This window comes from Allobosea sp. ASV33 (assembly GCF_016428755.1).
Taxonomy (GTDB): Bacteria; Pseudomonadota; Alphaproteobacteria; order Rhizobiales; family Beijerinckiaceae; genus Allobosea.
On sequence record NZ_JAELTI010000024.1, the window covers coordinates 37,180 to 59,895 of the forward strand.

The 22,716-nt window shown below is 64.7% G+C and carries 18 protein-coding genes; 1 reads left to right on the plus strand and 17 read right to left on the minus strand.

Annotated elements, in window-relative coordinates:
• Positions 1-363: 363 nt before the first annotated feature.
• From JHD80_RS09995 to JHD80_RS10070, 17 genes are all read right to left on the minus strand, one after another.
• Positions 364-1,863, minus strand: a complete 1,500-nt coding sequence (locus JHD80_RS09995; protein WP_199086617.1) for an aldehyde dehydrogenase family protein — start codon at positions 1,861-1,863, stop codon at positions 364-366.
• A 74-nt stretch (positions 1,864-1,937) separates the two neighbouring features.
• On the minus strand, positions 1,938-3,212 hold the full coding sequence (locus JHD80_RS10000; protein WP_210339853.1) for an ABC transporter substrate-binding protein: 1,275 nt from the start codon (positions 3,210-3,212) through the stop codon (positions 1,938-1,940).
• A complete protein-coding gene (locus tag JHD80_RS10005) occupies positions 3,193-4,836 on the minus strand; it encodes a GMC family oxidoreductase (RefSeq protein WP_199086619.1) in 1,644 nt (547 codons plus the stop codon). The genes JHD80_RS10000 and JHD80_RS10005 overlap by 20 nt, the downstream gene beginning before the upstream one ends.
• An 84-nt stretch (positions 4,837-4,920) precedes the next feature.
• A complete protein-coding gene (dctP, locus tag JHD80_RS28650; RefSeq protein WP_282568378.1) occupies positions 4,921-5,961 on the minus strand; it encodes a TRAP transporter substrate-binding protein DctP in 1,041 nt (346 codons plus the stop codon).
• A 70-nt stretch (positions 5,962-6,031) separates the two neighbouring features.
• Positions 6,032-7,138, minus strand: a complete 1,107-nt coding sequence (locus JHD80_RS10010) for a CaiB/BaiF CoA transferase family protein (RefSeq protein WP_199086621.1) — start codon at positions 7,136-7,138, stop codon at positions 6,032-6,034.
• A 75-nt stretch (positions 7,139-7,213) separates the two neighbouring features.
• Positions 7,214-7,702, minus strand: coding sequence for a MaoC family dehydratase (locus JHD80_RS10015; RefSeq protein ID WP_199086623.1), 489 nt, complete (start codon positions 7,700-7,702; stop codon positions 7,214-7,216).
• 65 nt (positions 7,703-7,767) lie between these two features.
• A complete protein-coding gene (locus tag JHD80_RS10020; protein WP_199086625.1) occupies positions 7,768-9,021 on the minus strand; it encodes a CaiB/BaiF CoA transferase family protein in 1,254 nt (417 codons plus the stop codon).
• Between the two features lie 511 nt (positions 9,022-9,532).
• A complete protein-coding gene (locus JHD80_RS10025) occupies positions 9,533-10,018 on the minus strand; it encodes a MaoC family dehydratase (RefSeq protein ID WP_199086627.1) in 486 nt (161 codons plus the stop codon).
• 50 nt (positions 10,019-10,068) lie between these two features.
• Positions 10,069-11,328, minus strand: a complete 1,260-nt coding sequence (locus JHD80_RS10030; protein WP_199086629.1) for a CaiB/BaiF CoA transferase family protein — start codon at positions 11,326-11,328, stop codon at positions 10,069-10,071.
• Positions 11,329-11,391: 63 nt separating this feature from the next.
• Positions 11,392-12,267, minus strand: coding sequence for an HpcH/HpaI aldolase/citrate lyase family protein (locus JHD80_RS10035; RefSeq protein ID WP_199086631.1), 876 nt, complete (start codon positions 12,265-12,267; stop codon positions 11,392-11,394).
• Positions 12,268-12,287: 20 nt separating this feature from the next.
• Positions 12,288-13,454 carry an acyl-CoA dehydrogenase family protein gene (locus JHD80_RS10040; RefSeq protein WP_199086633.1) on the minus strand — a complete coding sequence of 389 codons (1,167 nt, stop codon included), beginning with the start codon at positions 13,452-13,454 and terminating at the stop codon, positions 12,288-12,290.
• A 227-nt stretch (positions 13,455-13,681) separates the two neighbouring features.
• Entirely contained in the window at positions 13,682-15,085 is a 1,404-nt protein-coding gene (locus JHD80_RS10045; RefSeq protein ID WP_199086635.1) for an MmgE/PrpD family protein, read from the minus strand.
• A gap of 51 nt (positions 15,086-15,136) precedes the next feature.
• On the minus strand, positions 15,137-16,177 hold the full coding sequence (locus JHD80_RS10050) for a zinc-dependent alcohol dehydrogenase family protein (RefSeq protein ID WP_210339854.1): 1,041 nt from the start codon (positions 16,175-16,177) through the stop codon (positions 15,137-15,139).
• Between the two features lie 215 nt (positions 16,178-16,392).
• Positions 16,393-17,079, minus strand: a complete 687-nt coding sequence (locus JHD80_RS10055) for a nitroreductase (RefSeq protein WP_199086638.1) — start codon at positions 17,077-17,079, stop codon at positions 16,393-16,395.
• Positions 17,080-17,288: 209 nt separating this feature from the next.
• The gene (locus JHD80_RS10060; protein WP_199086640.1) at positions 17,289-18,281 is read right to left on the minus strand and encodes a LysR family transcriptional regulator; all 993 of its coding nucleotides are present in this window, start codon (positions 18,279-18,281) and stop codon (positions 17,289-17,291) included.
• A gap of 221 nt (positions 18,282-18,502) precedes the next feature.
• Positions 18,503-19,330: an IclR family transcriptional regulator gene (locus JHD80_RS10065; RefSeq protein ID WP_349237245.1), complete on the minus strand. Its 828-nt coding sequence runs from the start codon at positions 19,328-19,330 to the stop codon at positions 18,503-18,505.
• Positions 19,331-19,438: 108 nt separating this feature from the next.
• Positions 19,439-20,881, minus strand: a complete 1,443-nt coding sequence (locus tag JHD80_RS10070; RefSeq protein WP_199086644.1) for an MmgE/PrpD family protein — start codon at positions 20,879-20,881, stop codon at positions 19,439-19,441.
• Positions 20,882-21,176: 295 nt separating this feature from the next.
• On the opposite strand from JHD80_RS10070, the gene JHD80_RS10075 reads away from it, so the two are divergent.
• On the plus strand, positions 21,177-22,667 hold the full coding sequence (locus JHD80_RS10075; protein ID WP_199086646.1) for an aldehyde dehydrogenase family protein: 1,491 nt from the start codon (positions 21,177-21,179) through the stop codon (positions 22,665-22,667).
• The last annotated feature ends 49 nt before the right edge of the window (positions 22,668-22,716 follow it).

Below are 22,716 nucleotides of genomic sequence, written 5' to 3' on the forward strand. Positions count from 1 at the left end.
CAGAGGCGAAGTTCCCCTTTTTCGGCCTTTGACTTCCGCAAACTCAGGGAGGCGGCACCTAGTGCCGCCTCCCTCCGCCAAGTCGAACGAAGCATGAATCACCGATAAGCTTACTGCTTCTGACGCTCCCGACGTCTCGCAGACGACATTCTCCATGCGGATCGTCGAGGCACATCCCGTTACCCTTCCGCTGACGTACATATATTCCGGGGCGCCGACGAAATGTCGGGGAAAGGACCGATCGGCTCTCCCGCGGCGAGCTTCACAGGCGCGCCACAGCGGCCGGCGCAGTATCAGCCGCGTGCCCGACAGGGTCGTCTTGCACTCCAGCTTCCCAGTCGCTCCGCCTGCCCCAAGGCAGACCTAGGCGTCGAGGTTGATGTTGATGGTCTTCAGCTCGGTGAAAGCCTCGATCGTCTGCCATCCTCCCTCGCGGCCAATGCCGGAGCGCTTGACACCACCCATCGGCGCGTTTGGGACGCTGGCGTAATTGTTGATGCCGATCGAGCCGCTGCGAACGGTGCGGGCGACCCGAAAGGCGCGGCTGATATCGGTGGTGTAGATCGTGCCGGCCAGGCCGTAGTCGCTGTCGTTGGCGATGGCGATCGCCTCCTCTTCCGTCTCGAACGGAATCACGCTGAGAACGGGCCCGAATATCTCCTCGCGCGCGATCCGCATGTCGTTGCGGACATCGATGAACAGCGCCGGGTTGACCCAGTTGCCCGCCTTCAGCTCGCCGCCCGGCTGATCGCCTCCGAAAACCAGCGTCGCCCCCTCCTCCTGCCCGCTCTCGACGAAGCCAAGAATCTTCGCCACCTGCCGTTTCGAGATGATCGGGGACGACGTCGTGGCCGGATCGAAAGGATCACCGAAGCGGATGCTCGCGACCTGCTCCTTGGCGAAGTGCACGAACTCATCCAGCACCGAACGATGGATCAGCGCGCGCGACGGCGTCGAGCAGATCTGGCCCGAGAGGAAGGTCGAGCAGAGCCCCATCAATGTCTTGGCCGCGGTCTGGACACTGCGCGCATCGGGGAAGACGATGCCGGCGCTCTTGCCTCCGAGTTCCAGCGACAACCGCTTCATATCCACGGCGCCGCCGGCATAGATCTTCTGGCCCACCGCAATGCTGCCGGTGAAGGTGACCTTGTCGACGCCGGGATGGCCGGCGAGCGCAGCTCCCGTTTCACCTCCGCCGGTGATGAAATTGAACACGCCGGGCGGCAAGTCGCTCTCAGCGAGAATGCGGGCCATGCGTTCGGTGGAGAGATTGGTGTACTCGGACGGCTTGACGACGACCGTGCAGCCGCAGGCCAGTGCAGCACCGACCTTCAGCGCGAAGGTATAGAGCGGTCCATTATAGGGCAGTATCGCGGCAACGACGCCGACCGGATCGCGGAATGTCATGTATTGCATGTTGGAGGCGGCGGAGAAGATCGGATAGGTCTCGCCGTTGATCTTGTCGATCCAGCCAGCGTAGTGGTCGAAGATGTCAGCGGCCGCGCTGCCGGAAACGCGTGAATTCCGCGTCAGGTGGTAAGGCATGCCGTTGTCGAGACATTGCAGGCGATGCAGTTCGTCGGCGGCGGCGTAGATGCCGTCGATGACCGGCTGGATCATGCGCTTGCGGTCCTGCGCGCGCATCTTGGGCCAAGGCCCGTTGTCGAACGCGTCGCGAGCCGCCGCGACCGCCAGATCGACGCCGCGCCGACCGGCCTCCGGGATACTGGCGATCACCTCGTTGCAGGAGGGATTGATCTGATCGAAACGGCCCTCGTCCCAATCGAGCCAAGAGCCGCCGACAAAGAGGCGCCCCGGTTGGGGCTTCAACTCATCCCTTACGGATGCCAGATTCTCGGACATGCTGATCTCCGGTGTCGAGACTTTCATTGAGCCGGCTCCGGCCGGATTGGAGAGCAATCCGGCCGGCATACGCGCTAGTTCTTCTTGACCAGCGGACACTCGCTTTCCGCCAGGGGGCGAAAGGCCTCCGTTCCGGAAAGCTTCTGGATCGGCTTCATCAGATCCCATTCGCCCTTGGATTCCTCGGGCGTCTTGACCTGAAAGAGATAGAAGTCGCGCAGCACGCGCCCATCTTCGCGAATGGCCGCATTCGCTGTCATGAAGTCGTTCACCGGCGTCTCGCGCATTTTGGCGGCAACGGCCTTGCCGTCGATCGTGCCGGCAGCCTTGACGGCTGCAAGGTAGTGCGCCACCGCGCTGTACATGCCGGCATGCAGGCTGTTCGGCATGCGTTTCTGGAGTTGGAAAAAGCGCTGGGAGAAGGCGCGGGCCTCATCGCTCTGATCCCAGTAGAAGGCTTCGGCCAGTAAGAGGCCTTGCGTGGCAGCGAGGCCTAGCGCCTTGATCTCGCCGACATAGGTGACGAACGACGCCAGCTTCTGGCCACTACGCGTCACGCCGAATTCGTTCGCCTGCTTGACGAAGTTGACCATGTCCTGCCCGGCCAGGCCCACCATGATCGCCTTGGCGCGCGAGGCTTGGGCCTGCAAAATGAAAGAGCCGTAGTCGGGGGTCCCGACGGGCACACGCACCTCGCCCACCGAACGGCCGCCGGCCTCGTTCGCGAAGCGCGATCCGTCGCGGATCATCGCTGCCCCGAAGGCATAATCGGTCGAGACGCTGAAATAGGTATCCGCTCCGGACCGGACGGTTGCTGCTCCGATCGTCTTGGCCAGGACATAGGTATCGGAAATCCATTGGAACGAGGTCGGCGAGCAGGCCTTTCCGGAGAGGTCGCTGGTCAGCGACGAGACGGCGATGTCGATCTTGCCCCGCTCGCTCATCAAGCTGCGAACCGCGAGGGCGACAGCCGAGCTGCCATGCCCGACCACCATCTCGACGCCCTCCTGATCGAGCCAGCGCCGCACGGCGCCCAGGGCGACATCCGGTTTGCTGACGGTGTCGATAAAGACGATCTCGACCTTGCGTCCCAGGACGCTGCCGACATCGGCCGCGGCCATCTGCGCCCCCGTGAGCGAGCCTATGCCGGTCGTATCGGCATAGGATCCCGACATATCCTCGAGCACGCCGATACGCAGTGGGCGCTCCTGAGCATAGGCCTGGGGCGCTGCCATCAACACGGCAGCCGTCAGAATGAACCGTCTCAAAACTCGCATGTCGAACCTCCCCTGGACTATGATGTGTCGCGCCGGTTTTCCGTCTTCGTGATCAGGCTGCAGCCGTGGCATTCCCTCGCCCGAGGATCATGTCGGCCGCTTTTTCACCGATCATGATCGTGGCGGCGTTGGTCGGCGCCGAAACCGTCGTCGGCATGATCGAGGCGTCCGCGACGCGCAGGCCGGTGACGCCCCTGACGCGAAGCTGATCGTCGACGACGGCGCTGCGGTCGCTCTCGGGACCCATCCGGGCCGTGCCGACATGATGGTAGACCGTGCCACCGTATTGCCGCGCGAAGCCAAGAATTTCGTCGTCGCTCTGCACGTCCTTGCCGGGCAGCATCTCCGCATCGAAATAGGGCTGGAACGCCTCGGCCGAAAAGATCTGCCGGACCTTGCGGACGACATCGACGACACCCTCTCTGTCCCATTCGGTCGCCAGATAGTTCGGCTGAATCTCCGGCGGCACGGCGATGTCGGCAGACTTGGCGCGGACCCAGCCCCGGCTCCTCGGATGCAGCCGATAGCCGCCACAGGTCATGCCTGGATAATGGTCGAGCAGGCCCGGTAGACCTTCGCGGTAGCTCGCCGGAGTGAACGACAATTGCGTGTCGATATTGTCCTGGACCGGATCGGACCGGTAATAGGCCCGCATTGGCACCGGCCCCATGCCGAGGATGCTGGGGCGGCCCGCCAGCCAGCGGATGATCTCGCGGCCGAGCGCCAAGCCACGGCCGCGTTCGTTCAGCGTGGAGCAGTTCTTCACCCGCGCGGCGAGACGAAGCTGGAAATGGTCGACCAGGTTTGCCCCGACGCCCGGCGCATCCTGGATAACCGGCACGCCGATGGAGCCGAGCAGCTCGGCCGGACCGATGCCTGAAATCTGCAGGAGCCGTGGCGTATTCAGCGCCCCGGCGCTGACGATCACCTCGCGCCTCGCGCGGATCTCGCGTCGCTCTCCGGCCGGCGAGCCGGCGCGATAGCGGATGCCTGTCGCGCGCCGCCCTTCGAACGTGATCGCCTCCGCATAGCTGTCGGTCAGTACCGTCACCCGGCCGGTCGCGACGGCGGGTTTCAGGAAGGCGCGGGCCGTACTCTGGCGGACCGGCCGGATGCCGCTCGTGTCGATGGTGAACTGGTAAGGCCCTGCCCCGTCGACCTGACCGGTATTGTAGTCGCGGACACGCGGAATGCCGACCTGCTCCGCCGCCGCCTCGAAGGCCTCGCAGAGCGGCCCGCCGATGATCGGATCCGATACGGTGAGAGGGCCGTTGCGGCCATGGGCGCTGTCGTCGCCGGCGCCGATGCGCCGTTCCGACTTGCGGAAATAGGGCAGGACGTCGTCGAAGGACCAGCCTCGATTGCCGAGCTGGGCCCAGCCGTCATAGTCGGCCGCGTGCCCCCGGCCATAGACCATGCCGTTGATCGAGCTCGAGCCGCCGAGGCCCTTTCCCACGAGGAGCTGCAAGGACTTGTGGCCGACGCCCGGAACCGGCTCGCTCTTGAACACCCAGGTCCGCCGCGGATTGAAGATGTTCTTGATGTAGCCGGCGGGGATCTGGACGTAGAGATTGCGATCGGACGGCCCGGCCTCGACGACGCAGACGGAGGCCTGCGCGCTCTCGGCGAGACGGTGGGCGACGACGCATCCCGCGCTGCCCGCACCGACGATGATGAAATCGAATTCAGTGGCCATTCCAACCTCTCGGGACATGATGGGAAGACCGCCAGGGCGAAGGCTGCATTCGCAGCCGCCGCGGCGGGCTGTCGCTCGTTCCGGTTATTGGCCCGGCGCTTCGCGGATCGCCTTCAGGACGGTCGAGCCGGGACGGCCGCGCTCGTCCATGCCTTTCGCCCATTTGTCGCCCACTGCGGCCAGGGCGGCGCCGAATTCCTTACGCGCCTCGGGCGTCAGCTCCGGTACGGTGTAACCGCTGGTTTCGGAGAGCTTCTTGCGGATGCCCTCGTCGGTCTCGTCGGCCCATTTGCAGAACGATGCCGAAGCCTTGCCGATCTCATCGGCGATGACGGCCCGATGCTTGTCCGACAGGGTTGCCCAGCGCTTCTCGGTCGTGCCGATGAAGGAAAGCCCGGTGCCGAAGGTGACGCCGCTCACGGCATTCTTCAGCACGGGTTCGAGGTTGTATTGGGTGATGCCGGTATAGGGGAACAGCGCACCGTCGACGGTGCCGCGCGTCGCGGCATCGTAGAGTTCCGTTGACGGAATGCGGATCGGAATGCCACCCATCTCGGCGACGGCCTCCTGCTGGACCGCACCGCTGACCCAGAGCTTCACGCCTTTGACGTCGGCCAGTTTCTCGATCTTCTTGCTGCGCGTATGCAGGGCATAGGGTGCGAGCAATTGCGCGCTCAACGCGCGGATTCCCGCAGGGTTGTATTCGAGCTTGTCGAGCACCCCGCCTGGCTGGACCAGAACCCAGGCCTTGTGCGAGCCTTCGCAGGCCGAGCCGGCGATCTGCGGCAAATCCACCACTGCCGAAAGCGGATACTTTTCCGGAGCCAGTCCGGGGATGAGCATCGCCATATCCAGCAGGCCGCTCTTCAGGAGCGTGGTCGCATCCTTGCCGAGCTGCGAAGCCGGATAATATTCGAACTTGATCTCGCCATTGGTCTCGCGTTCGACCCCGGCCATGAACTTTTTGTAGAGCTGCTCGGAGAGGTAGTGGTTCCCGGGCAGCGTCGTTCCGAATTTCAGGGTGATCGGATCCGCGGCGACACTCGCCGCCGCGCCGTGCAACGTCACCAACGCTGCGAAAGCCGGCAGGCGCGCCGCTTTCAACACAAGGCTCCAAGAAATCATGTCCTTATCCTCCCGTTTTTCTTCGGCTTGACGTCCTGTTCGACGGGCCGGCCTCGCCACCGGCGCCCGATCAGCTTGTCGCGATGCCCCAATCCTCCAGGATCTCCTGCGTATGGGCTCCGCGGTCGGGTGCTGGCCGGCCGATCCCGCCCGGCGTGCGCGAGAAGCGAGGTGTCGGTCCGGGCTGCTCGACGCCATCGACTTCCGCGATCAGCGAGCGCGCACGGTTATGCGGGTACTGCCCCGCCTCATCGAGCGTCAGCACCGGGGAGAAGCAGGCATCGGACCCTTCGAACAAGGCGGACCATTCGTCCCGCGTGCGCTGCCGGAAGATCTCCGCGAAGCGGCCGCAGAGCTGCGGCCAGTTCGCGCGGTCATCGCGATCGGGCAGTTCGGCGGGGCTGAGATCGAGAACCCGGAGCATCGTGTCGTAGAACCGCTTTTCGATGCAGCCGATCGCGACATGCCCGCCGTCGCGGGTCTCGTAGCAACGATAGAAGGGAGCCCCGCCGTCCAGCACGTTGGCTCCGCGCCGGGGAGCGAGCTGCCCCAGTTGCCGGAACGCATGGAACACGGTCAGCAGGCTCGTCACGCCGTCGACCATGGCGCAATCGACCACCTGGCCCTGGCCGGAACGCGCGCTTTCATAGACCGCCGCCATGAGGCCGAAGGCCATGTAGATGCCGCCACCACCATAGTCGCCGAGCAGGTTCAGCGGCGGAACGGGAGGGCCGTCGGCCGGGCCGATCAGGTTCAACGCCCCGGTCAACGCGATGTAGTTGATGTCGTGGCCGGCCATCTGCGACATCGGCCCCTCCTGGCCCCAACCCGTCGCGCGGCCGTAGACAAGACGGGGATTGCACTGAAGGCAGGCCTCGGGACCGAAGCCGAGACGCTCCGCGACGCCCGGACGAAAACCTTCGATGAGGATGTCGGCCTTCTCGACCAGAGCTAGAAGCGTCCGCAGCCCTTCGAGGCTTTTGATGTCGAGGGCGACCGAACGCTTGTTGCGATTGCGCAAGTCGAATTTACCCGGCATCGCGATGCCGAGATCGGTGTCTGACAGGCGGTCGACGCGCAGGACATCCGCTCCCAGATCGCCGAGCAGCATGCCGCAGAAGGGCGTCGGGCCGAGGCCCGCCAGTTCGATCACCTTCAGTCCTGCGAGGGGACCCATGACAATGTCCTTCTTCGTCCCGGCCGGCCGCCGCATGATGTATTCGGAAAGTTATGCAGCAGCTCTTCGGGCCCTCTATTTCGCGGTGAGAGAGCTTTTCTTGATCATCATGCCGGCGCGGCGAAAGGTCAGGACCATCTGGTCGCGCTGGTTGTAGCTGCGGGTCTCGAACTCGACGATGCCCGAATGAGGCCGCGACTTCGATTCACGTTTGGAGATGATCTCGGTTTCGCTGCGCAGCGTATCGCCGATATAGACGGGCGCGGTAAACTTCACCTCGTAGAACCCGAGATTGCCTTCCGTCGTCCCGAGCGTCGTATCGTTCACAGTGACGCCGTTCGCCAGGGCGAGCGTGAACAGGCTGTTCACGAGACGCTTTCCATGGGACGTGGCCTTGCAATACTCTTCGTCCATGTGCAGCCAGGCCGAGTTGTAGGTCAGCGTGCTGAACAGCAGGTTGTCGGCTTCGGTGACGGTGCGGGTGATCGAATGCTTGTATAAATTCCCGACCTCAAGTTCTTCGTAATATTTCCCGGTTGCCAGTTCCTGATAATTGACGGCCATTTATTCCTCCATTTGAAATGTCTTCGGCGCCTTACCCGGATGCGGACAGTCCGAAGCCGCAAGCATCAGATGACGCCTTCGGTCTTCAATCGGGCGATCTCGATGTCCGACAGGCCTGCCAGGCTGCCGAAGACGTTTTCGTTATCGGCGCCGAGCATGGGCGCCGGCTTGTCGAACCCCACCGTGGAGCCGGACATCCGGATCGGAACGCCCGCACCGACCGCGTCGATCTGGCCCGCTTCCGGATGGAACAGAGGCTGAAGCGCTCCTGAGGCTTGCAGGCGGGGATCTGCCAGAACCTCCTTCACGGTTCGGACGGGCGCGCAGGGCACGCCGCGCTTCACCTGCAATTCTGCGATGACGCTCGCTGTGCTGTGCCGGCGGGTCCAGCTTTCGATCGCGGCATTCAGCGTATCGGCATTCACGGCGCGCTGTCCGCGCGCGCAAAAGCGAGGGTCTTCGATCAGCGCGGAGTGGCCGATCGCGTCGAAAATCTGCGCGACCCAGTGCTGGTTGGCGCCCGCGATCGCCACATATCCGTCCGTCGTCGTGAAGGTTCCGAAGGGCGCCAGCCGTTTCTGATGGTTGCCGCTCCGGGGCGGGAAGCCAAATCGATCCTGGATGTCGAAATGTTCGAAGGGCAGCAACGACGCGAGGCTGTCCGTCATCGACACGACGATGTGCTGCCCCTCGCCCGTCCTCTCGCGCTGGACGAGCGCCGCCTCGATGCCGATGAGGCCGTAGAGCGGGGCCAGCAGATCGGCGATCGGCAGGCCGAAGCGGGCTGGAGGGCCATCCTCCTCGCCCGTGACGTCCATGACGCCGCTCAACGCCTGAGCGATGATGTCCATGACCTTCAGCCCCGGATAGGGGTTGGGCCGGCCGACGCCCGAGATCGAGCAATAGATCAGGCGGGGATTGATATCCTTGAGGCTGTCGTAGTCGACCGTCAGCCGCTCGACCGCACCGTCGGACAGGTTTTCGACGACGATGTCGGAGCCGCGCACCAGCTTGCGGAAAATCTGCCGCCCCTTCTCGGACTTGAGATCCAGCGTGATGCTCTTCTTGTTCCGCGCGCGCGCCAGGATCGTGAGCGAGATGTCGCCGTCCTGCGCCGTATCGAAATGAGGCCCATGTTCGCCATAGAACGGCGGATTGGTCCGCGCGATGTCGCCGCCGCCGGGCGACTCGATCTTGATGACCTCGGCGCCGAGGCCGGCAAGCAGCAGCGTGCAATAGGGCCCCGCCAGCGCGACGGTCAGGTCGAGGACCCTGATGCCGGCAAGCGCCTTCGGCGCTGGTGATGCGATTGTCTTCATGTCGCCCTGCATGCCGACAGGTCGTTCGGGCAGAGGCAGAGCCTGCGGCCCTCCGCGATCTCAGCGACGGGCTCGCCTTTCAGCGGGAACCTGCCACAGCTCTGCCCGTCGATGATCGCGATCTCAGCCTTGGCGAGCCGATAGCCCATCCTCCTGTCCTCCCACGGACGAGCGTCTCCTCGCAGTGCCGGGCGCCGGTTGTTATCTAGCAAACATTAGATAGAAATTGGGGTTCGTCACTCCCGTGAAGACGGCCCCACGGAAAGTCCGATAGATCTCAAGGGATCGCCTATAGGCACCTCGAGCAGATGCTGGCGCCCAGGAAGCTAATGCGTCAGACGCCGCCGCGTGGACGGCTTTCAGGCGAAGCATCCGAGCATTGTGCCACCGAAACAGGAGGCTCGGGCGCGAAGCCGACCCGTCTTGGACGCCATGCGCGACAAGCGGCCAATAGCCGCTCGATTGAAAATGGATCGCCGCCTCACGGCATGAGAGTGCGGCCATCTTCGCCTCAAGCTGGCAAGAACGCCTTCTTGAGCATCAGCCCGGTACGGCGGAACGACAGCACGACTTGGCCGCGCTGATTGATGCTGCGGGTCTCGAACTCGACGATGCCGGATTGTGGGCGCGACTTCGACTCGCGCTTCGAGATCACCTCGGTCTCGCTGTAGAGCGTGTCGCCGATATAGACAGGCGAGGTGAACTTGACGTCGGTGAAGCCGAGATTGCCCTCGGTCGTGCCCAGCGTCGTGTCGGCGACCGTGACGCCGCAGGCCAGCGACAGCGTGAACAGGCTGTTGACCAGGCGCCGGCCATGCGCCGTCTGCTTGCAATATTCCTCGTCCATATGCAGCCAGGCCGAGTTGTAGGTCAGCGTGCTGAACAGGAGATTGTCCGTCTCCGTGACGGTGCGGGTGATCGCATGCTTGTAGACGTTACCGACGACGAGCTCCTCGTAGTACTTGCCGGTGGCGAGCTTCTGGTAGTCGACGCTCATGGGTTCTCTCCCTCGTCCTGGATAGTGGCGGTCCGCAAACCGCCGAAAAGTCAGATGACCTGCTCCGCTCGCAGCCGCGCGATGGCCTGCGCGTCGAGCCCGAGAAGCTCGCCATAGATCGCGGCATTGTCGGCGCCGAGCTTGGGCGCCGGACGATCGAGCCCGACTTTGGACGCGGACATCCGGATCGGCACGCCGGCGCCGACGGCATCGATCTCGCCCGCATCGGGATGAACCAGCTTCTGAATCGCGCCGCTGGCATGCAGGCGCGGATCGGCCAAAGCCTCCAGCGCCGTGCGGACGACGACGCTCGGCACGCCGCGCTTCACCTGCAGTTCCGCGATGACGCTCTCCGTGCTGTGCAGGCTGGTCCAGGCTTCGATCAGTGTATTGAGCGCAACGGCGTTCTTTGCCCGTGGCCCGCGACCGATGAAGCGCGCATCTTGGCCCAGCTCGGGCTGGCCCATCGCCTCGAAGATCGCAGCCGCCCATTTGTCGTTGGCCGCCGCGATCGAAACGTAGCCGTCGCTGGTCTTGTAGATGCCGAAAGGCGCCAGGCGGTTCTGATGGTTTCCGGAGCGCGGCGGAAAGCCGGCCCGCTGGAAGACGTCGAAATGCTCGAAGGGCAGGAGCGAGGTCAGGCAATCGAGCATCGAAACGACGACGTTCTGCCCCCTGCCCGTCTCCTCGCGCTGGCGCAGCGCCGCCTGGATGCCGATGATGCCGTAGAGCGGCGTCAGCAGATCGGCGATCGGGAGGCCGAAGCGGACGGGGGAGCCGTCGGCGAAGCCGGTCGTATCCATCACGCCGCTCAGCGCCTGGACGGTGATGTCCATCGCCTTCACGCCCGGATACGGACTGGGGCGCCCCAACCCGGTGATCGAGCAATAGACGATGCGCGGATTGATCTTGCTGATGCTCTCGTAGTCGACGCCGAGCCGGTCGACCGTGCCGTCGCTCATGTTCTCGACGATGACGTCGGCATGTCTGGCGAGCTCGCGGAAGATCTCGCGGCCACGCTCGGTCTTGAGATCCAGCGAGATGCTGCGCTTATTGCGAGCCCGAGCCAGGATCGAGAGCGAGATGTCGCCCGGCTCCATCGAGTCGAGATGAATGCCGTCCTTGCCGTAGAAGGGCGGGTTGAAGCGCGCGATGTCGCCGCCGGTCGGCGACTCGATCTTGATGACCTCCGCCCCAAGCCCGGCGAGCAGCAGCGTACAGTAGGGGCCTGCCAGCGCGACGGTCAGGTCCAGGACGCGCAAGCCCGCGAGCGGTCCCGAGCGGCCTGCTTCTTCAACGGGCTCCGACATGTCCCTCCCCTTCCTTTTTCGTTCCGGCTTCGCCTGCCGGCGGAGCCGCTTTTGTGCAGCGATTCAGGATTGGTATTCGGCAGCCAGCGCGATGATGTCGTGGGCCGTCTTTACATGGGCGATGTCGATATGCTCACCGTCGTACATGACCGAAGCACGGCCATTCGCCTGGGCCTGCGCCAGGGCGTCGACCATGCCCTGGTAATAGGCGACCTCGTCGACCGTCGGCGTATAGGTGCGGTTGATCGTCTCGACCTGCATCGGGTGCAGCGCAAGTTCGCCGGCCATCCCGAGCTGCCGGTCGAATTGCGACGCCCGGGCGAGGCCTTCGAGATCCTTGATCTGCTGCCAGATGCCGCCGATCGGTACCTTGCCGGCGGCGCGCGCCGCCATGACGACACGGGACTTCAGGTATTCGGACTCGCGCCCTTCGGCTGTCCAGACATATTTCAGCGCGCGGCCGACATCGGCGTTCTTGGCGGTGGCCCCGACGATCCCGGCGACACGCGGGATCTGCGCGATCTCGAAGCAGAGTTGCATGGAGCGCGCGGTCTCCAGCAACGGGATCAGCTTGATGGTGCCGATCTCCAGATTGGCCCGGCTCTCGGCCTCCGCGATCATGCAGGAGGCCATGTGCACGTCCTCCGGCCCCCAAGGCTTGGAGATATAGATGCCCTCGACGCCGGGCTGCACCACCGCCAGCAGGTCGTCGAGATCGTAGATATGCGCAGTGCGGTTGATGCGGACCCAGATGCGCTGCCCTTTGGCGATCAGCTCCGGGATCTTCCGCGCGACAAGCGCGCGAGCCGCGACCTTCTCGGCGGGCGGCACGCTGTCCTCGAGATCGAGGATCAGCGCATCGGCGCCGGCATTGACCGCCTTGTCGAGCATCGTCTCCTTGTTGCCGGGAACGAAGAGGAACGAACGGATCGGTTTCATGATGTTTCCCCCTCGCCGTCTCAATAGGACTTGGGCAGGCCGAGCTTGCGCTCGGCGATATTGGAGAGAATGAGCTGGGGGGTGACGGGCGCGATGTAGCCGATCCAGGCTTCGCGCATGAAGCGCTCGACATGGTATTCCTTGGCGTAGCCGAAGCCGCCATGGGTCAGCATCGCGGTCTGGCAGGCTTTCATGCAGGCTTCCGAGGCGAGCAGCTTTGCCGCATTGGCCTCGGAGCCGCAGGGCAGGCCCTTGTCGTAGAGATCGGCCGCCGCGAGCATCATATGGTTCGCCGCTTCGAGCTCCGCCCAGTTGCGGGCGAGCGGGTGCTGGACGCCCTGGTTCTGGCCGATCGGCCGACCGAAGACGACGCGCTCCTTGGCATATTGCGTGGCCAGCCGCAGCGCTGCCTGCCCGATTCCGATCTGCTCGGCGGCGACGAAGACCCGCTCGGCATTCATGCCGTGGAAGATGTATTTGAGGCCTTTGCCTTCCTCGCCGATCAGGCCATCCGCGGAGACCGGCAGGTTGTCGATGAAGAGCTCGTTCGTATCGACGGCAGCGCGGCCGAGCTTGTCGATCTCGCGGATGTCGACATAGTCCCGATCGAGCTTCGTGTAGAACAGGCTCAGGCCCTCGCCATGCTTCTTCACCTGCTCGATCGGCGTGGTGCGCGCCAGGATCAGCATGTGATCGGCCTGCTGCGCCGTGGAGATCCAGACTTTCTTGCCGGAAATCAGGTAGTTGCCGTCCGGCTGCTTCTTCGCCACGACCTTGAGCTTGGTGGTGTCGAGCCCGGTATCGGGCTCCGTCACGGCAAAACAGGCCTTGACCTCGCCGCGCGTGAACGGCGGCAGGAAGCGCTGTTTCTGCTCGACGGTGCCGAAATGCACGACCGGCTGGAGGCCGAAGATATTCATATGGATGGTCGAAGCCGCGGCCTGCCCGCCGCAAGCCGCGACCGTGCGCAGGAACAGCGCGGCCTCGGTCACGCCGAGATTGGCACCGCCATAGTCCTCTGGCGTGCAGATGCCGAGCCAGCCGCCGTCGGCGACGTCCTTGAAGAATTCGTGCGGGAACGCGTGTTCGCGATCCTTTCGCAACCAATAGTCCAGCGGGAACTTGTCGCAGATGCGCCGTGCCGCATCGATGATCGCGGTCTGATCTTCCGTGAGCTGATAGCCCATCGTGTTTTCCTCCCAGGGACGAGCTCTGCCCCCCGCCGGAACCGCAAATCATGCGGAAGCCGAAGAACGCCTGTGCGGCGGCGGTGCATGCGCTCGTTTCGCTTCGTTCAGCGTCGGCTCCGACTCTAACGAGCGTTCGGCAACGCGAAAATCCGGGGAGGGCCTCTATTGGCTAAAGGCTTTGCCTATAGCTTCAGCCCCACCCGCTTGCGGCAAACGCAGTCGGCTCAGGGCGCGGAGAGCGCGGTCAGGGACGAAGCGCTGGCTCGTCCATCGAGAGCCTTGATCGCCTCCAGGAAGGTCGCGACACGCCCCTTGTCGAGCACGGCAGAGGCGATCTCGCTGAATTTCTCGTCCAGCACCGCCTGCGACATCGGATTCTCGACGGTTCCGACGGAATCCTCGACGAAGACATGCTGCGACGTGCCGTCCCTGAACGTCGCAGTGACATCGGCGACGAATTTGCCGGGATAACGCTCGTCCAGTTCGGAAGCCTCGACGATCTCGATCATCCGCGCCGTCTTCAGGATCCTGCCTTCCGGGATCAGATCGATCTTGCCGTCGAGATAGCCGAGATGGACCTGATAGCCGTTGCCGAGACCGAGCAACGTGAAGGCCATCTGCACCGGCAGGCTGTATTGCACATGCTCGATCGTCTCGGGCGCATAGGCGTGCACGTTCTTGTTGCCGACGACCGTGTTGGCCGAACGCTGGATCCTGATCTTGAGGCTGGTGATCTCGGCGGCACGGTCGCTGAGCTGTTTGACGGCATCGATATAGGCGTGGATGCAGCCGCAGCAGAGATGCGGCTTGATCCAGACCTTCTCGATCTGGAACGGCGCGGAGGATGCGAACCACGACGCCGCATCGTCTGCGACCGGCCGTTGCAGGAACGTCCGGTAGAAACCCTTCGGACCGGTCAGATAGTCGAAGGGGCCGGTGATGCCGGCGCTCGCCATATCCGCCGCGATCATGCCGTTGCGCGTGCCGATTCCCGAATGCACGCGCTTCACCGATCCGCCGGAGGAGGTGTACTCGGTCGTGCCGGAGGCATGGCTCATCGCGATCGACAGGGCATGCCAGGTCGTCTGCGCGTCGAGGCCGCGCAGTTTCGCGGTCGCCGCTGCAGCCCCAAAGGTCGAGAGCACCGCGTGCGGATGGAAGCCGCGGATCAGCAGGTCCGGCGCGGCGAGGCAGCCGATGCGGGTATAGACCTCGTAACCGACGACGATCGCGGCCACGACATCGTCCAGCGTCGCCCCCTGCTCTTCCGCGACCGCGAGCGCCGTCGACACGACGCATGAACCGGGATGGCTCGCGCTCTGGCGGTGGGCATCGTCATATTCGAAGGAATGCCCGAAGGTCGCGTTGACGAAGGCCGCGTCGACCGCGCTGACCAGCTTGTCGCTCGCCATGATCCGCGAGCGCCCCGGCCGACTCTGCGCCAGGGCATAGCGCTCGACCTGCTCGCACCAGGGCAGGCGCGAGCAACCGACCTGAAGGCCGAGCTGGTCCTCCATCAATCGCTTGACGCCGTCGCGCGCGGCCGGCGTCAATTGGCCGAGATCGAAGGTCGTGACGAATTGCGCGATCGCCTGCTCCAGCGAGCGCGGCATCCTGTCCTGGGCCATGGCATTTCCTCGATGTGATCGTCTGTTCCGATTGCGACGGACGCGCAGGGGCTAGAAGACGAAGACTCCCTTCCCGCCCGCCTGCTTGTCGAAATCGGCATAGGCTTCCGGCGCCTGTTCCAGCTTCCACTCGTCGGTGAACAGCCGGTCCACCTCGACGCCGTGATCGGCGATGAAATGGGCGCAGTCCTTCATGCCGACCTCGGAGAAGGTGTAGGAACCGATCAGCGTGCGCTGCTTGCCGATCAGGTCCTTCATGGCATCGACAGTCACGTTGCCGCCGACCGCGACCAGCGCGATGCGCCCCCAGATCCGGGTGCTGCGGATCGCCTGGGCGCGCGGCACCTCTCCGCCCGCGCAATCCATGGCGCAGGAGACGCCCTTGCCGCCCGTCAGCTTGTGGATCTCGGAAATCGGGTCGGTCTGGCTCGCGTCGATGGCATGCGCGACGCCGAACGACTTCGCACGCGCGACGCGGTCGGCATTGATGTCGATGCCGATGACCTCGACGCCCATCGCAGCCGCAAGCTGCGCCGCCGAGAGCCCGACCGGCCCCAATCCATAGACCGCGAGCGTATCGCGCGCGCTGATGTCGAGGCGCAGCAACGCGCCATAGGCCGTGCCGGTGCCGCAGGCGACCGCCGCGCCGCCCTTGAAGGACAGCTCCTGCGGCAGGTGGACCAGCGATGAGACGGGCGCCTTCATGTAGTCGGCGTGCCCGCCATGGGCCATGACGCCGTGGGCCCGCGCGCCACGGTCGCAAAGCTGTGTCCAACCGGTCCGGCAATGATCGCAGTGGCTGCAGCCTTCGTAGTGGAAGACGATGACGCGATCGCCGACCTTGAAGGCCGTTTCATCCACGCCCGGCCCGAGCGCCGCGATGACGCCGCAAGGCTCGTGGCCGCCGATGATGCGGATCTCGCCATCCGCGCTGGCAGCGATATGATCCTTGAAGCCCAGCGCTTCGATGGTGTCCGCCATGCCATGCCGGTAGAAATGCAGGTCGCTGCCGCACATGCCAGACGCCTTCATCTCGATGATCGCCTCGCCGGGGCCGGGCGTCGGGTCCGGGAAGTCCTGGACCTCGACCATGTGGGGGCTCTTGAAGATCATGCCGCGCATTGATGTCCTCCCTGACGTCCTGGCTCGCGCGTCGTGGAAGCCGCGGGCCCATGCTTTGTCTTACTAACGATTGTTAGTCTAACACCTGCTCGCATTTCAATACCGGGCCGAACATCAGGATCGAGACAGGCAGCCGTCAGGCTCTGTCACACCGCAAGCGGCCGGCGCGAAGCCGCTCGTCCGGCTCACACCAGCCGGGCGATCTCCTCGGAAGACGCGCGGCTCGTCCGGAAGCCGTTGGCCGGATCGTCCCTGTCCGCATAACCGAACGAAATCCCGCAGAGCACCTTCTGCGTATCCGGAATGTCGAAGAAGTCGCGGATGAAGGCGGAGTGCTGCGCAAGCGCGGCCTGCGGCGTCGTATCCACGCCGAAGGCGCGCGCTGCAAGCAGGAAGGAGCCGACGAAGCTTCCGCAATCGGCAAGGGCATAGGGACCGATCTCGGCGGGCACCGTGACGATCGCGACATGAGGCGCGCCGAAGAGGCGGAAATTTTCGAGACTTTGCGACAGGCGCCGCTCGCGATCCTCGCGCGCGATCCCGAGCGCGGCATAGAGCCTGTAGCCGGTCTCCTGGCGGCGCGCCTTGTAGATGCCGTGATGGCCGGGCGGAAACGGGATGTCGGGCGCCCCTTCCGGGTCTGCGTGCGCCTGCGCGGTCAGGGCTTCGCGAAAGCGCTCGGTCGTCTCGCCCGAGGCGATCACCACCTGCCAGGGCTGCACGTTGCACCACGACGCCGTCTTTCCCGCGATCTGAAGGATGCCCTGGATGATGTCTTCCGGCACCGGATCGGAGCGATAGGCCCGGCAGGTAAAGCGCTCCGCGCTCAGCGTCGTCAGGACATCGACGGCAATGGTGGCATCTCTCGGCATGTTCTGCCTCCCGCGGGGATATCGAACGGCGGCCTTGATCAACGGGTCCGCTGGCCATCGGAAAGCCGCGGACGACCGCATGCGCCGCATCTCGATCGGGTAACACCGCCGGCACCGCCTCGGGAATGGCCCGGCCTGTGGGATATAGGAGCATCCTTCGGCCCCCTCGGCGCTGGCTGGAACGAAGCCGGTGCTTCTCCGGCGATCCGCTATTCGCGCCGGACGGCCCCGACCTGCGGAACGATGCCGGCGGTCAGCTTGTGCCGTTCCATCAGCTCCTTGATGATCCGCAGGATCACGTTCTGGACGGCAACCGTCGAGTTCGACGCCAGCTTTGCCCGTTTCCGCACGAGATAGCCGGTCCGATGCAACGGCGGCTCCAACCGCATCAAGGTCAAGTCGCCGGACGGGCCCGGGCCAGTCAGCGCCGAATGCGGAATCAGGGCATAGGCGCTTGCGCGGCTGGCCATTTCGACGATTTGCGGCAGCGAGTCGATCTCCAGCACGACGTTGAGACTGATGTTGTTGGCCCTTGCATAGCGCTCGACGATCCGCCGGAAGCCGTGCGGATGGCTCGGCAGCACCAGTGGAACCTGCGACAGGAGCTGAGGCGTCACCACGCGCGGCGAACTCGCCTCCGCCCCGGCCGGCAGGTCGTCCGTGGCGGCAGCGAAGAAAATTTCCTCGCTCATCAGCGGTACCGCCTCGAAGGTCGATGGGTTGGCCTGCTCGAAGATGCAGCCGAGATCGTATTTCTCGCTCTCGAGCCAGTCGAGAATGTGCCCGGAGGAGGCCTCGGCGATGTGCAGCCGCAGGTTCGGAAATTCGGCATGGATCGTCTCGGCGAGCGGCACGCTGAGGAAGACGTTCAGCGACGGCGGCAGCCCGACCGTGACACGCCCGGACGGGTCCGCTCCGAACTCGCGCACAGCCTCCGCCAGCGAATTGGCCTGGCTGATCAGGTCCTTGCCGCGCGTCGCAAGCATGCGCCCGGCTTCTGTCAGCACGGCGCCGCGCGGGCCGCGCGTGGCGAGCTGCACCTGAAGTCGCCGCTCCAGCTTGGCCACATTCTCCGAGACGGAAGGTTGGGTCAGCCCGAGCGCGGAGGCCGCAGCGGATAGCGAACCGTGCTCCGCCAACATGACGAAATTGAGCAGGGGCCAGAGCTCGATCGCGGGAGGGATGCTGTCTGAATCCGGCATTCTGTTCACCCGGCGCCGCTTGACCGGCACGACCCGCAGGCGGGAAACGCCGCGACGGTAAAGATGAGCGACCAAACCGCGCTCGAAAGCAAGGCCTTTAGGCCTATGGGGTAAGCCTATGGCTCGAGGTTGCAAAACAGCGGCTGGACGCACGGGATCGTCGCGCAACCTGTCGCGATCGCGGCGAACGACGTCGATCCGGTGTCGCGCCGAGCGCTGGGTTACGCCATGAACGGATGGCGTAGCAGATCGGCCTCGATATTGCGGACCGTGGCGACAAGACGTGGCCCGACATCGGCGCGAAGCGCCTCCTCGCCGATCTGAAAGGCAGGACCGGAGCAGTTGAAGCCGTAGACCTGCCCACCATCCCGAGTCTTCAGCGCCGTCGCCACGCCATTGACGGTCCGCTCGTACAGGCCAAGACCGACACAGAAGCCTGTATTATCAATCTCCTTGAAAGCGATGCCGAGGCGTTTCCTGAACTTCGGAAATTCCTTTTCGTCCCGCTTGCGGATCGCATCGACCAGGAAATCGCGCTCGGTCTGCGGCAGCGCATGCAGATAGGCCATGCCGATCGCCGAATGCTGGATCGGCACGCGCGTACCCACGTCGAGCCGTAGCGACACCGTCGCGCTGCCATGCACGAGTTCGAGATAGGTGAGGTTCAGCCTGTCGCGGCTGGCGAGTGCGACCGAGACGTTGGCGTGGTCGGCCAGCTCCTGCATATGCGGCCGCGCGACGCGGCGCAGGCCGACATTGGACAGGCAGGCGTAGCCAAGCGACAGCGTCGGCGTGCCCAGCGCGTATTTCTCGAGGCGGCGATTGTATTCGAGATAGCCCAGCGTCGTCAGCGTGTGGGTGATGCGGGCGATCGTCGGCTTGGGCAGGCGCGTGCGCTCGGCGATCTCGAGATTGCCGAGCACGCCGTCGCCCGGTTCGAAGGCCCTCAAGACTTCAAGCCCCCGGGCCAAAGCCGTGATGAATTGACGATCCGTCTTCTCTTCATCCGGTCCCGGCAATGCGAGCAAGGTCTTGAAGGCTTTTGCCAATCCGTGTCTCCCAACAACCCTGCCCGGAACGCCGGCATCGGCGAAAAAGGCATTGCCCCATACTATCGCTCTCTCTTTTCGGCAGACAATGGCGCCTCCGGCAACGCGTCAGGCGCTCTGCCGCAGCGGCATTCGGCCCCCAGGCGCGGTCAGGCGCATGATCGCGCCGAAATCCGGCACGCCGGCGAGGTTCATCGCCTGCTCGATGATCCGCTCGGCATTGTCGCGCGGCAGGATGCCTTCGACATTGCGCTGGAACTTCGCGATCAGCTCCTCGTCGGTCATGAAACTCGCGGGATCGGGCGAGCGCGATCCCTTGGGATAGCGCCGCTCTCCGCTGAAGACCTGCCCGCGCGCCCGAACCTCCAGTTTGGCGGGGCGGCTGGCGGCGTTGCCGCTCAGCAGCTTGACGTAGTCGGGATGAACCTCATGGGTCACCTTTTCCATCAACCCCATCACCGATGAGCCGAAGACGAGATCCGGGTCCATCCAGCGCGGCCCCGGCGGTACGCGATGTGCGCCGACCGCGATGCCGTGGGCAATCGAGAACTGCGCGTCATGGGTGGTGAGAATCTCGCGGTTCAGCCAGACCGGCTGCTCGACCATGCCCTCGACATAGATCTTGATGCCGTCGATCTCCTCGACCTCGATCGCGTTCGTGTCCAGGATTTCCGTCATCGTGTCGATGAGGGCGTGCAGCACGCGGCAATGCGGATAGGGCTTGATCGAGCTCTGCGCCGGGAAGCGCCATTCGGTGCCGAGATCCGCCATCATCCGGTCGGCGAACCAGCGCCGGGTGCCGATGAAGCGGCGATAGCCGAACTCCTCGTCGTCCAGGATGCGGATGTCGCCGCGATGCCCGAACTCGGCCGCATAGGACGCGGTGAAGGCCGACTGCACCAGCGTGCCGGCATGCTGGTACTTGATCGTCGAGCTCGGCGCGTGCTGGAACCAGGCGGTCTGCGAATTCACCGGCGAGATCGAGCCGGCAATGCCTAGCGCATGGGCGATCACGTCTTCTTGGAGCCCGCGCAGCATGCCGATCGCCGCTGTCGCGCCGAAGATGGTCTCGGCATAGCCGAAGACCGGCGGCGGATCGACCTCCCCGTCCTTGGTGTCGCGCAGATAATCCATCCCCATGCCGATGCGGTTCGACATCTCGTGCGAGACAGCAATCGCACGCACGACCTCGCGGCCGTCGCGCGGCAAGGTCTCGCCGAGCGCCATGATGGCGGGCAGCACATAGGGCACGACATGGCCGGGCGGCAGCACCGCATCCATGTCGAGTGTGTTGATGAGCTCGCTATTGGCGAAAGCGGCGCCGAAGACGGAGGTCTTGTCGCCCGTTCCCATGATGGTGGCGTCGCCTGCACCGCCCATCAACTTGCCATAGGCGATGCCGGCCTTGCCCTTGAGCTCCCCGATGCCACCGATCGCGACCCCGATGGAATCGAGCAGGATGCGCTGGCTCTCGCTGACGACATCCCGAGGCAGGTCGTCGAAGCGGCAGGCGCCGGCGAAATGCGCCAGCTTCTCGATCATGGTCTGCATCGGTCCTCCCTGGCGGCGTTCTTGTCGCGCCGTGAGCCGACCGCCAACTGGGTCGGGTTCTGTTCACGAAACTAACAGCCGTCAGAATCCGGCGCGAGCACGGCTTTTCCATGCAAGGCATAGAGAGCGCCTATGGCGGGGCATGCCATAGCATTGGCCTATGGCGGATCGGCCCGCCCTTCATTGCCTCCCAGCGAAAAGCTCGGGCAGATTTGCCCGGCAGCGTCGCGCAGGCATCATTCTTCGCCCACCTCCGCCGCCGCTCCCCAATCATAACGGTACAGGAGGCTTCGCCATGACGGTCCGGGAAACGTTCGATATCGCGCTGCCGGCCTTCGTCGGTGGCGCCAAGAAGCACCTCATCGGCGGGCAATGGGTCGACTCGCAATCGGGCGAGCGGATCGAGGTGATCAACCCGGCCACCGGCGAAGCCATCGGCCAGATCGCTCGTGGCACCGTCGCCGATGTCGACAGCGCGGTTGCCGCCGCACGCCGCGCCTTCGAGGGCGAATGGAGCCGCTGGACACCGCATCAGCGCCGCAAGCTGCTGCTGAAGGTGCATGACGTGCTCCTCGACAATTTCGGGGAGCTTGCGGTCATCGAGACGCTCGACATGGGCGCGCCTCTGCTGCGCACGCGCGGCCTCAAGGAATGGACCTCCCAGGTCCTGCAATTCTACGCCTCGCAGACCAATGCGGCGACGATCGAATCCGCCCCGAACTCCCTGCCCGGCAATTTCATGACGCTGAAGCACCGCGCCCCGGTCGGCGTGGTCGGCGGCATCATCCCTTGGAACGGCCCGCTGATCGGACAATGGTGGATTTTCGGCCCGGCGCTGGCGACCGGCTGCACCGCCGTGGTCAAGCCGGCCGAGGACGCCTCGCTCTCCATCCTGCGTACCGCCGAATTGATGCTGGAAGCCGGCGTGCCCGAAGGCGTGATCAATGTCGTCACGGGCTATGGGCGCGAGGCCGGCCAGGCGCTGGCGGAGCATGGCGATGTCGATCGCATCGCCTTCACCGGCTCCTACCAGACGGCTCAGAGCGTCATTCGGGCTTCGGCCGGCAATATCAAGCGGCTGCAGCTCGAGCTCGGCGGAAAATCGCCCGACATCGTCTTCGCCGATGCCGACCTGGACAAGGCCGTGCCGGGCGCCGCCATGGGCGTCTACACCAATAGCGGCCAGGTCTGCGTCGCCGGCACCCGCATCTTCGTGCAGCGCGCGATCCAGGATGAGTTCGTCGAGCGGATGAAGGCCTTCACCAGCACGATCCGCGTCGGCAACGGCCTCGCGCCGGACACCCAGCTCGGCCCGCTGATCTCGCAGCGCCAGCTCGACCGGGTAATGCACTATATCGACCTCGGCGGACAGGAAGGCGCCCGCCTTTCGGGCGGCGGCAAGCGGCTTGGCGGCAAGCTGGCATCGGGCTTCTTCGTCGAGCCGACCTTCTTCGACGATGTCTCCAACGACATGACCATCGCGCGCGAAGAGATCTTCGGACCCGTCGCCTCGATCATCCCCTTCGACGATATCGAGGATGCGCTGCGGCTTGCCAACGACACAGCTTACGGCCTGGCCGGCGGCGTCTGGACGCAAAACCTGTCGACCGCCCACAAGGCCTCGCGGGCTATCAAGGCGGGCACGGTCTGGGTCAATTGCTACGGCGTGCTCGATCCCGCCATCGGCTTCGGCGGCACCAGGATGAGCGGCTACGGCTGGAAGGGCTCGCGCGAGCATGTCGAGGGCTTCCTCTCCCCGAAGGCCGTCTACATCAATCTGGACTGAACCGCGCCGGATGCCGGCCCGCTACCTGGGCCCTTGTCTGCCTTCGTCT